Here is a 10,021-nt window from a genome sequence, read left to right as displayed (position 1 = left end):
CTAAAAGGCGTATAGTAATGGAATTAAGGGATATGATAACAGCCATCCTAATTGTATTCGCTGGAGGAGATCCGGACAAAATATTTAAAACATAAAAAATGGTCGGAATTTCTTCCGACCACGACTAGCTAATTAGTCTGCTTTTTTTGTTAAATGTTTTTTTAACAGATTTTATTAAACATTGCGGTATATGGTAAAATTGATGACTGATATATAATGAAAGTTATATAGAATTGCGTGTTATAATAAAAACTTAATATATTGTAACCTATTATCTAAATCACTATCTCATAAAGCATGCGAGCAAAGTTACATCAAGATACTTAGATGCCTCTATGATACAACTAGAGGTTATAACAGGAAATTATAAACGCGAAATGGCGTTGCCAGCTAATTTTCCAATGCGGATATTGGTTGTAAAAGAGGCCAACGGATCTCTTCACATGAATTCTGGTGATTACGATCTTTTAAATGGTCGGATATTTTTTATACCAGAAGAAGGTTTGGTTCGGTTAGAAGGAGAAATTAAAATAGCCTATTGGTTAACCTTTAGCAGCATTATATATTCTGAATTTCTACTTCAACACCTTGATCCCTTAGCTAAAAATCTCTTCATGAAACTATCATGCCAAGATTTGGATGATAATGGATCGAAAAAAACCTACAGTTTGCTGATGCAGCTTCAGAAGGAAATAGATGCAAAAAAAGATGTAGCATATCTTTCGCAATATTTATCTTTATTTTTAGGATATACCGCAAATTTAGATGGTTATTTAGCGGCATTAACATTAGATGAGCTTCAACAGGTTTTACGTTTTAGGGCAATACTAGAACAATTTTATAAACAAGAACGTTCCATCAATTTTTATGCTGATGGAATGGGAATCAGTCCGAGGAAATTAAATTTATTTTTAGATAAAGTATTGGGCAAAAGTTTATCAGCTTTGATTAAAGATAGAATTATGAGGGAAGCAGAAGAACTTTTAATACATGCTGATTATTCTATAGATGAAATCGCCGAAATATTGGGCTTCGAAAGAACATCAAATTTCACTACAGCTTTTAGAAGATATAAAGGAATGTCGGTAAATCAATTTACGCTTCAGGAGTAAAAATTAATGCTGCTGTTAAAGAAATATCTATCAATTTGATTTAAATTTCTTTCAGAAAACAGGTGTTTTGAACCTCACAACATATTTTGCCTCAGCGCCACACGCGTAAAGTATAATAACTGTTTCCAATCAGCCGCATTAATTTGTTGCTAAATTAAAAAATCTTGAACAAAATTTAAAAAATATTCTCTAATTGGTTAAACTTAGGTATTAAGTGCGTTAACAGTTGTTATGTTCTGCTAATTTTCGAATAAATAACCACTATAAGCCAATCCTTTCGCCACACTTTTAAAATTATCTCCAGAATTTAATGGAATATGTGGGAATTTACGTTTAAATAAATTTTGTATTGCAGCAACCATCGATGTTCCTCCTGTTAAAAATAAGCAATCAATATCCTGAGGATTTATTTTGTAAGTATCCATAAATTGATTTAGATATGCCTCAATCTTATTAACATCTTTCTCTATAATGCTATCATATTGATTGATAGAAATATCCTCGTCAATTTCAATATCCATATTTGAATATTTAAAGTTCGAAACCAATTGATCAGATAATTCAATTTTGGTTTTTTCTATTGATCTGAACAAAGAATAACCCAGGTTATTTTCGATCAGCGTAATCAGGTTTTTAAATTTTGGGTCATTACCAGAATAATAATAGTATTCTTCAATTTCCTTCTGAATTTTTAACCCGTTAAAAAAGTTCATCTTATCCCAGGTACAAATGTTTGCAAACAAAGATTTGGGTACATTTAAAACCTTTCCGGGAGTGGCTTCGTAAGTGGTATTTTTGCCAAAATAAGGCGTTCCTTTATCCCACATAAAGGCCGAATCCAAACTATCTCCACCGATGTAAATACCTCCCGATGCAATCATATCATTCTTTCTATCTTTGCTGCCAACCTTTTCTGGGTCAAGAATGAGATAAGTAAAATCGGTTGTCCCTCCACCTAAATCGGCAACTAATACACGTTCTTTTTTCGTTATTGTTTTTTCGTATGCAAAGGCTGCACCAATAGGTTCGAATTGAAAACGTACATCGGTAAAACCAGCATTTTCTGCCGCTTTTTTTAATCTAGTTTGCGCTAAAGTATCTTTTTGAGTATTGTCGTCGTCAAAAAATACCGGTCTGCCTATAATCGCTTTGCTGCAATTCTGTCCGATAATTTCATCAGCCTTTGATTTTAAATCTTTAAGAATTAAAGTGACCAGATCGGCAGCGGTGTATCTTTTATTGTGAATTCTTGTTTCGGTAAAGGTAGTCCGGGATAGAATTTGCTTTATTGATTTAATGAAACGACCTTTCATTCCATCGTTTAGGTAAGCATCAATCGCATTTTCTCCAACTACATAACTTTCGCCATCAACGAAGCTTTTTGCTTCAGTAAAATAAATTAAAGATGGTATGGAAATGGTATCTACAATTTCTCGTTTTTCTTCATTATAAATGGATAGAGCAGAATTGGTTGTCCCAAAATCGATGCCGTACAGAAACTTACTCATGGTAAAAGATTTTTTTAATGTGTTTTGGACTCCTTATTTTAAGCAGGATCTGTATTCAGAAATTCTGAATTAAGAGATATAATTTGTTTGATGCAATTAACGCCAATCAAATTAAGGCGCAAATGTTGTAAAAATTTTTCTCTTTCGAAATAACATTAGTAGAAAAATAAGATTTAGTTGTGAGATAATATCACTAAAACCAAAAGATGTCATATTACGTTCATATCTTTACACGTGGTCCAATTTAGGATCTACATCTTGATGAACTCGGAGTATCGCCCCTGTACAGCGGGTAGGTAAAATGAGAAACATGAAAACCATCACAAAATTTCCTTCAGCAAGCCAATCTAATTTTTATGCAGAAGTTAGGCAACGCGTCAATCAGGGTTTTATAAATCGTGATGAAAATATCAATGCCAATGGATTTATGTGGCTCAAAACCGGCATATTTTTAAGCATGTTCATTATCTTATATTTTACCATTTTATTATCTGGGTTAACTTCCATTTATTTAATTTTTCTTACGCTAAGTTTGGGTGTTACCTGTGCATTTATAGGTTTTAATATTTGTCATGATGCGATTCATGGCTCATTCTCTGCAAATAAAAAACTTAATAAAGCTTTAGGGATGATATTTCATTTGCTTGGCGCTAGTCCTTATGTGTGGAACATTACACATAATGTTGTTCACCATACGTATACCAATATTCCAGGGCATGACGAAGATATTGAAATTGCACCTGGTTTAATTCGAATTTGTAAAGAAGATGAATTGAAGCCGCATCAGCGATTTCAACAATGGTATGCTTTTCCGTTGTATGGTTTAGCTTCAATATCCTGGGTACTACGGAAGGATTACAAAAAGTTTTTTCAGAGAAAAATTGGAGCAAGAGAAAATGTACATCCGAAAATGGAATACTTTAATTTATTTTTTTACAAATTTCTATACTATTTTCTTTTTATTGTATTGCCTATTTTAGTTATGGATTTGGCTTGGTGGCAAGTATTAATTGGCTTTGTGCTATTGCATATTGCGCAAGGCGTTACTATGGGTTTGGTTTTTCAGTTGGCACATGTAGTAGAAGGAACATCTTTCCCCATACCAAATGAAGCTGGCAATATGGAAGAGGTTTGGGCTGAACATCAAATGCATACCACAGCTAATTTTGCGACAGATAGTCCAGTTGCTGCATTTTTTCTTGGCGGTTTAAACAGGCAAATTGAACATCACTTGTTTCCGAAAATATGCCATGTTCATTATGGATGGATATCAGGAATTGTAAAAACAACTGCAACTGAATTTGGTGTACCTTATCATGAAAATGCTACATTCTCCTCAGCATTAGTTTCTCACTATCGAATGCTTAAAAAAATGGGTAGTCCTTTGGTTTAGTTTACTTAACCGTTATTTTTTCTATTACGGCTTTGTCGGTTGCCAAATCAATTCCTTCTATTAATGCATACCTAACATTGGGTAGCCAAAATGAACCGCCAACAATCCGTACAAAAAGACGGTTAATTTTTATTGTTTTACCATTTACATTCACAGTAACTACATATTTTTGTTCCACTTTTGATAAATAGAGCGGAAGTGTTTTATGAGAAACAAACCTCAATTCAAATTTATCTTTTGTGATTTCTCTGGAATTTAAACCATAAGCAAACTTTCTTTGAATGTAGCCTAAATCTTTCTTTTCGCCTTTTTCTCCATAACGAATCCAATAAATAGAAACTGGTTGTGATTTGTTAATGTTTCCATTTTCCAGAAGATTCAAAGCATAGATTAATGTATTCGTATTAGGATCACGTTGTAGATAGAACAGCATATTATTTACATTTTTTGGCGTCGGGAAATTGATCGGAGAGGGGTCGCTAACTTGTGCATAAAGCTTGCCAACCATCGATGTGATGATAAACCCGGAGATTAATAGGCACAAAAAAATATTTTTAAAAGGCATTAGTTTGAATATCATTTAATAATTTTTCATTTTGATTTGCGAGAGACTTTTTGCTTTTTTTTAACTCTGTTTTAAATACCCATAATTTCATTAGCGGATAATTAAATCCATAGGAAACCATGCTGTCGATGAGCAATCTGCCAATGCGATAATCCAGGTCAAAACTCTGGTTTAGCAAATATGATCCGGTAGATTTTAAGGTTATGCTACCCAGCACCACTCCAAAAAACCTAATAAATTGCATTCGAGGCGAGATGAGGTAAGCCGATTGATCTTTGAATGCCCAATAACGATTGATGCAGAAATTTACAATGCCGCCTATTGTTCCAGAGATGAGAATTGATATTGTAAAATGAATGCCTAATTTTTCAGTTAACAGAATCATCATTCCGTAATCGGTAACACCACCTGAAAATGCAGAAAGCTGGGCTTTAAGAAAAACTTTAACCGGCTTTCGTTTAATCATTCTTTTTCCTTCCCATCACGTTCATTTCCAAAACGCAACAATTGAATAGTATCCAAGATATTAACCACAAAAAGTGTAATGGTTATCAAAATGGCAGAATAGATAATCGAACCAGGTAGCACGACTTCGATTAAAAGAATAAATGATATAATAATTCGAAGTTCGGTTGGACCAAATATTCCGGAATCAATCCGATAAACATCAATAATTTTGTAGCGAAGCAAAGAAATAAGCATCGACCAGCCATAAAAAACAACGAACAAAAAAGCCAGTATTTTCGCTGGTTCTGCTACATAAAAATAATAGCCCAAGCCAATTAACACAATACTTGCCCAATCCATAATAATGTCTAGTGCAAAACCATACCACTTCCTTGGAATTTGTCGATAATAAGCCAATCTTCCATCAAGAGAATCTCCGAACCAGTTGATGAAAAGACCTATAATGCCAAGGAGCAATAAATTTTTATTGAAATTAATGGCAAGTAAAAAAGCTGCAAATACAATTATAGATCCCAACAAACCTATAATAGTAAGGATGTTTGGCGTAATCGATTTAGGTAACTGTTTCAATAGAAAATGGATGAACCTTTGCTCACCATTTTTTAGCACATTTGTTCTTTTCCGATCGGCAAAAATCTTTTCCCGCTGTGTAAGTAAATCACTCATTATTAACCTGAAATGATACAACCAGTAATTAACACTACTGCTGGGCGAAAAATTCTAGAACCCATTCTTTTTTGGAAAGATTTGAAATTCAAAACATGTTTTTTTAGTTTGCCACTTTTTGCCAAATAGCTGAATATTAATATAAATATCATAGCGTTATTTTACTATTCCAGCAAAACGCTGATAAAAAACTGTTGGACTATTTTCATTTTTAGGGGCGTATTTTCCTGCAATAATCGGAATGTAAATCACTCTTCTGCGGCTTTCCTCTCCGCGAATAGATGATTGCGCAACTCTGTGCCAAAGTCTTCCATCGTGTATGGTTAAATCGCCAGCCTCTGGTAAAATCGATACTTCATCTTTATCGGCAGTGTTATCCAAAAAATACTTCTTGCGAAAAAGCATCTGGTAAACACTCTGCTTATGGGTGCCAGGAATGATTTTTAAACCACCATTTGCTTCATTTTGTGTGCTTAAGTGAATACCCACATTTAACATTGGATTGAGTTTTCCTCCGTAAAAAATATCACGTAAACCATCTGTATGCCAACCCATTTTTGTAAACGTGCTTTCTGGTCCATTGATATAATGATTGAAAACCATTCCATCTTTTTCCTCAGTGCCTAAACGTGATCCTTCACCAGCCAGTGGTAATAATGCAGAAATCCGGGGATCCAACAACAGGCCACTTAATGTCATGTGGTGTTGATTGATAAAGGCAAAGCGCTGCACAATTTTTTCGCCATTTAAATCTTTTCCATATTTAATGGGTACACCATTTACTTTCTTGATGTCGTTATCAACCCAGTTTCGCTCCACTTCTTTTGATGCATGAATGATGGAAGAAACAGTTGATTTAGTAATGAAATTCTTGAAATGAATAAAGCCATGAATGTTAAAAAAATCGATTTGTTCGTTGGTTAATTTGTCGGATAGGGTAAAGGTTGGATACGATGAAGCCATGGTTCAAAATGTTTTAAAATAAAAAGAAATGAGAATTGGTTGGAGAAAATTATGCGCAGCAACAACACATTCGCATTCGCGAGTGGTTCTGTATTGGTGAAGAATAAAACAGGGATGTTTTATTATACATAATCTATAGATTTAGTAGTATTTAATACAAACGTAACACTTTTTTAACATTCCAAAGAATAATCTTTAATTTTTTTGATGATTATTTTTTAGGTTTTATAAATTCCGGCTGCCATTTTTTCAATGAAACCTTTAGATAGAATTCGGGTTGCGAAAGTGCTGATCCAATTCGTAGCACCAGGAATAATCTCCGATTTTTTCGAAAATAAACCCTTTAAAGCAATTTTAGCTACATCTTCTGGTTTCATATTAAACTTTTCTGCCATTTTACTAAAAGCATCTAAGCCAGCTCTTTTTGCAAAGCCAGTGTCAATCGGACCAGGACTTAAACAACTCACAGAAATTGGGCTATCTTTCAATTCGAAACGGAGTGCCCTGCTAAAAGATAATACAAAAGATTTCGTGGCAGAATAAATAGCCAAAGTTGGTACAGCTTGATAAGCAGCCGTACTTGATACATTTAGTATATATGCTTGTTTATTTTTGGATAGGCGAGGAATCAACAGATGAGATAACTTGACTAAAACATCAATATTTAGATGGCACATTTCAATTTGAGTTGTGAGCGATAATTCATTAAATTTTCCCCACAACCCATAACCCGCATTATTGATAAGTATCGAAATGGTAAAATTATTTTCAATAACCCAGTCATTTACCTTCTCTGCAGCACCGTGTTGAGAAAGGTCAATTGCCAAATAAGCAGCGGTAATTCCAAAGTTGGCTTGTACTTCCTTACTTAAATTTGAAAGCTCATTTTCAGAACGGGAAATAAGTAATAAATAATATCCTTTTTTAGCCAAATCGTTTGCAATTGCTTTACCCAATCCTTTGCTTGCTCCGGTTACCAAGGCAAATGTTCCTTGCAATGTATTCATATATTATTCTTAGTCGACGTCATGGGCGGACTCGAACCGCCGTAAAAGGTTTTGCAGACCTGTACCTAAACCACTCGGCCACATGACTATAAATATCAGTTATAGCAGCTAAATAATCAACTTCTATTAAATGATAAGCCAAAGATATAATAAAAAATATAAAGTCTATAGATTTTGTAGTCTTTTTATTTTTTTTCATACTTTTGCTGCATAAATTAACTAGAAAGAGTATGGCAACAATTGGACAATTTCAAAACGAATTAAGAAATAAAGCAAAGAGAAACCTTATCGAACACGAAATTGGGAAGGATCTCATCCAACGGATTATGTCTACCGGAGGTGAATTAAAATTAACAAATGGGAATGATTCATTTGAATTTTTAAACATTTCGCCAGATCTTCAGCCGGAGTTAGAAAAAAGGATTCCAATTGTACAGCAGGGTTTACAAAAATGGCAACTCGATTAATTGACTTCGCATTGGGAATTAATGCTTCAAAGGCAAAAGCTTCCTTTTAAATTTCATAAATTAGCCAGAAGAAAAAATCAAAATATGGCAAAATTAGAAGTTTGGCAAAGAGGTCTGTTACCGAATCTTGATCCTTTATTGCAGCCTGTTGGTCATGCTTTATTGCAAGCGCAAGAGGAGTTGCACGAATATTTGGCTGATTTTCCCAATCAACTTTTGTGGGTTAAGCCTGCTGGAATGGCTTCTGTAGGTTTTCATCTGCAACATTTATCAGGAGTTTTGGATCGCGTTTTTACTTATGCCAGGGCAGAGGGCTTAATGCTGTTTCAATTTGAACAACTGGAAGAAGAAGGAAGAGATAGTGATGATGGATACACCGTTGATGCGTTGGTCGGTAGGTTTGATGCTCGAATAAACATTGTCATGAAACAACTTCGTGAAACAGATATTAATACTTTAACGGATTTTAGGGGGATTGGCAGAGCTGGATTGCCGTCAACTGTGATGGGCCTTCTTTTTCACGGTGCTGAACATACTATGAGACATTTAGGGCAATTGATGGTTACTGCAGCAGTGGTGAAAGAAAAGTTTAATGATTATTAATTCATATCTAAAGCAATCAAATCTTCGGTTTTAATGTTGTTTTTAGTTTCAATTTGTCTTTTGCTTTTTTCAAGATTATTTAAATCATCAGAAATTTGTTTTATGAACAATGCTATTTGCTTATCAGCCAAAAAACTTGATGTTTTTTGAATAATGGTATCAGCAAAAAATATTTGGATACCCACTAAAGAAATTAAAAATATGTAATGAGAAAAAATAATTGGCTTTGCTCCATTTATTCCCATTTTATAGGCCAAAAAATCTAAAATAATAGGAATAACCAAAAGAGGTATAAACGAAAAGAGTTTTGATTGAAGCAGCACTCTTTTTTCAGTTTCTTCAACGGTTAATATGTATCGTTCTAATTTAGCTTTTAAAGGTACATCACGATTAGACCTTGATTGATCAATTTCAGCCAGTTGCTTTCCAAAAGCAACATCAATTTGGCTCATGCTTTCCAGCAAAGAAAGCTCATCATCATTCAGTTTTTCCTGATCAGCAACAATAGCTTCCTGCTCCACAATTAACCTTTCCATTTCATCCAGATCTTCAGGAATGCCTAAATAAAGTTTTTGCTCAACAATTAGAATTCTATCGTCAATGGTTTGGCGGATATCTTTTAATTTTTGATGCTGCTTTTTAACCGAATCCTTTTGTAAATCATAATTTCCCTGAACCTGCAATAAACTGACAGCAAATTCCAACTTTTCCAATTCGGCTTCATTAACAGATATGCGTTGATATATTTCCCTAACGGTATCAAATTTCTCTTTGGTAGAAGATAATTGTAAAAGTTGTTTACTGTAATTCGGAAGATCTTTTAATGAAAGAGAAAGGATTGGCATTAATTATTGATGTTAGGCAGTAAAATTATAAAATTTATTTAATCACTGATGTTTAAATAACGCCATATTTCCATGTATAGTTTTAGCGGTTTTAATTTATTGTTATCAAGATTATGTGTATCGATAAAAAATCAACAAAGAATTGTTAAAAATATTGAATTTTTCAAAGTCACCTTTTTTGATGCATTGGAGTGATTTTTAAAATGTCAAATCAACATTTGTTATAGATTTAGAAACAATTTTTATACCTACATCAAGGCCAAAAGCGGTAACATTGCTATTGTTAAATCTTTTTTTTGATTTAACAACCTAACCGATATAAACTTATTTCTGAATGATGAAAAAAAGCCGAACATCTTTGCTCAAAATCTGCCGTGTAGCAAACAGATCTCTACTCTCAAAAAAACAAAACCAAATGTAAACA

The 10,021-nt window shown here is 33.7% G+C and carries 11 protein-coding genes and 1 tRNA gene; 4 read left to right on the top strand and 8 right to left on the bottom strand.

Translation table 11 applies throughout. The features are described 5' to 3' along the window. The first annotated feature begins 335 nt into the window (after positions 1-335). Positions 336-1,112, top strand: a complete 777-nt coding sequence (locus tag LUA91_RS11415) for an AraC family transcriptional regulator (RefSeq protein WP_231426179.1) — start codon at positions 336-338, stop codon at positions 1,110-1,112. Between the two features lie 239 nt (positions 1,113-1,351). Here LUA91_RS11415 and LUA91_RS11410 read toward each other — a convergent pair whose 3' ends face one another. Then, positions 1,352-2,620 carry an Hsp70 family protein gene (locus LUA91_RS11410; protein ID WP_231426178.1) on the bottom strand — a complete coding sequence of 423 codons (1,269 nt, stop codon included), beginning with the start codon at positions 2,618-2,620 and terminating at the stop codon, positions 1,352-1,354. Between the two features lie 310 nt (positions 2,621-2,930). On the opposite strand from LUA91_RS11410, the gene LUA91_RS11405 reads away from it, so the two are divergent. Beyond that, positions 2,931-4,013 carry an acyl-CoA desaturase gene (locus LUA91_RS11405; protein ID WP_231426177.1) on the top strand — a complete coding sequence of 361 codons (1,083 nt, stop codon included), beginning with the start codon at positions 2,931-2,933 and terminating at the stop codon, positions 4,011-4,013. Position 4,014: 1 nt separating this feature from the next. Here the strand turns inward: LUA91_RS11405 and LUA91_RS11400 are convergent, their stop codons facing one another. The 6 genes from LUA91_RS11400 to LUA91_RS11375 form a co-directional block, all read right to left on the bottom strand. After that, a complete protein-coding gene (locus tag LUA91_RS11400) occupies positions 4,015-4,593 on the bottom strand; it encodes a DUF4833 domain-containing protein (protein ID WP_231426176.1) in 579 nt (192 codons plus the stop codon). Further along, entirely contained in the window at positions 4,568-5,044 is a 477-nt protein-coding gene (locus LUA91_RS11395; protein WP_231426175.1) for a GtrA family protein, read from the bottom strand. The genes LUA91_RS11400 and LUA91_RS11395 overlap by 26 nt, the downstream gene beginning before the upstream one ends. After that, positions 5,041-5,712 carry a CDP-alcohol phosphatidyltransferase family protein gene (locus LUA91_RS11390; RefSeq protein WP_231426174.1) on the bottom strand — a complete coding sequence of 224 codons (672 nt, stop codon included), beginning with the start codon at positions 5,710-5,712 and terminating at the stop codon, positions 5,041-5,043. Before LUA91_RS11390 ends, LUA91_RS11395 begins: the two co-directional genes overlap by 4 nt. 156 nt (positions 5,713-5,868) lie before the next feature. Further along, the gene (locus LUA91_RS11385) at positions 5,869-6,675 is read right to left on the bottom strand and encodes a phytanoyl-CoA dioxygenase family protein (RefSeq protein WP_231426173.1); all 807 of its coding nucleotides are present in this window, start codon (positions 6,673-6,675) and stop codon (positions 5,869-5,871) included. 218 nt (positions 6,676-6,893) lie between these two features. Further along, the gene (locus LUA91_RS11380) at positions 6,894-7,682 is read right to left on the bottom strand and encodes an SDR family oxidoreductase (RefSeq protein WP_231426172.1); all 789 of its coding nucleotides are present in this window, start codon (positions 7,680-7,682) and stop codon (positions 6,894-6,896) included. A 16-nt stretch (positions 7,683-7,698) separates the two neighbouring features. Continuing rightward, a tRNA-Cys gene (locus tag LUA91_RS11375) sits at positions 7,699-7,770 on the bottom strand. Positions 7,771-7,912: 142 nt separating this feature from the next. On the opposite strand from LUA91_RS11375, the gene LUA91_RS11370 reads away from it, so the two are divergent. Both LUA91_RS11370 and LUA91_RS11365 read left to right on the top strand, forming a co-directional pair. After that, the gene (locus tag LUA91_RS11370; RefSeq protein ID WP_231426171.1) at positions 7,913-8,149 is read left to right on the top strand and encodes a hypothetical protein; all 237 of its coding nucleotides are present in this window, start codon (positions 7,913-7,915) and stop codon (positions 8,147-8,149) included. A gap of 84 nt (positions 8,150-8,233) precedes the next feature. Continuing rightward, positions 8,234-8,752: a DinB family protein gene (locus LUA91_RS11365; RefSeq protein ID WP_231426170.1), complete on the top strand. Its 519-nt coding sequence runs from the start codon at positions 8,234-8,236 to the stop codon at positions 8,750-8,752. Here the strand turns inward: LUA91_RS11365 and LUA91_RS11360 are convergent. Continuing rightward, the gene (locus LUA91_RS11360; protein WP_231426169.1) at positions 8,749-9,597 is read right to left on the bottom strand and encodes a hypothetical protein; all 849 of its coding nucleotides are present in this window, start codon (positions 9,595-9,597) and stop codon (positions 8,749-8,751) included. The genes LUA91_RS11365 and LUA91_RS11360 overlap by 4 nt on opposite strands. Positions 9,598-10,021: the final 424 nt, after the last annotated feature.

The organism is Pedobacter sp. Leaf250 (assembly GCF_920984735.1).
GTDB lineage: Bacteria > Bacteroidota > Bacteroidia > Sphingobacteriales > Sphingobacteriaceae > Pedobacter.
This window is presented reverse-complemented; position numbering and strand designations above follow the sequence as displayed.

Bases quoted from the DNA above. Each gene is read 5' to 3' on its own strand.
- LUA91_RS11395 (WP_231426175.1), bottom strand. From the start codon at position 5,044: ATGATTAAACGAAAGCCGGTTAAAGTTTTTCTTAAAGCCCAGCTTTCT.
- LUA91_RS11415 (WP_231426179.1), top strand. From the start codon at position 336: ATGATACAACTAGAGGTTATAACAGGAAATTATAAACGCGAAATGGCG.
- LUA91_RS11405 (WP_231426177.1), top strand. From the start codon at position 2,931: ATGAAAACCATCACAAAATTTCCTTCAGCAAGCCAATCTAATTTTTAT.
- LUA91_RS11370 (WP_231426171.1), top strand. From the start codon at position 7,913: ATGGCAACAATTGGACAATTTCAAAACGAATTAAGAAATAAAGCAAAG.
- LUA91_RS11410 (WP_231426178.1), bottom strand. From the start codon at position 2,620: ATGAGTAAGTTTCTGTACGGCATCGATTTTGGGACAACCAATTCTGCT.
- LUA91_RS11390 (WP_231426174.1), bottom strand. From the start codon at position 5,712: ATGAGTGATTTACTTACACAGCGGGAAAAGATTTTTGCCGATCGGAAA.
- LUA91_RS11385 (WP_231426173.1), bottom strand. From the start codon at position 6,675: ATGGCTTCATCGTATCCAACCTTTACCCTATCCGACAAATTAACCAAC.
- LUA91_RS11380 (WP_231426172.1), bottom strand. From the start codon at position 7,682: ATGAATACATTGCAAGGAACATTTGCCTTGGTAACCGGAGCAAGCAAA.
- LUA91_RS11400 (WP_231426176.1), bottom strand. From the start codon at position 4,593: ATGATATTCAAACTAATGCCTTTTAAAAATATTTTTTTGTGCCTATTA.
- LUA91_RS11360 (WP_231426169.1), bottom strand. From the start codon at position 9,597: ATGCCAATCCTTTCTCTTTCATTAAAAGATCTTCCGAATTACAGTAAA.
- LUA91_RS11365 (WP_231426170.1), top strand. From the start codon at position 8,234: ATGGCAAAATTAGAAGTTTGGCAAAGAGGTCTGTTACCGAATCTTGAT.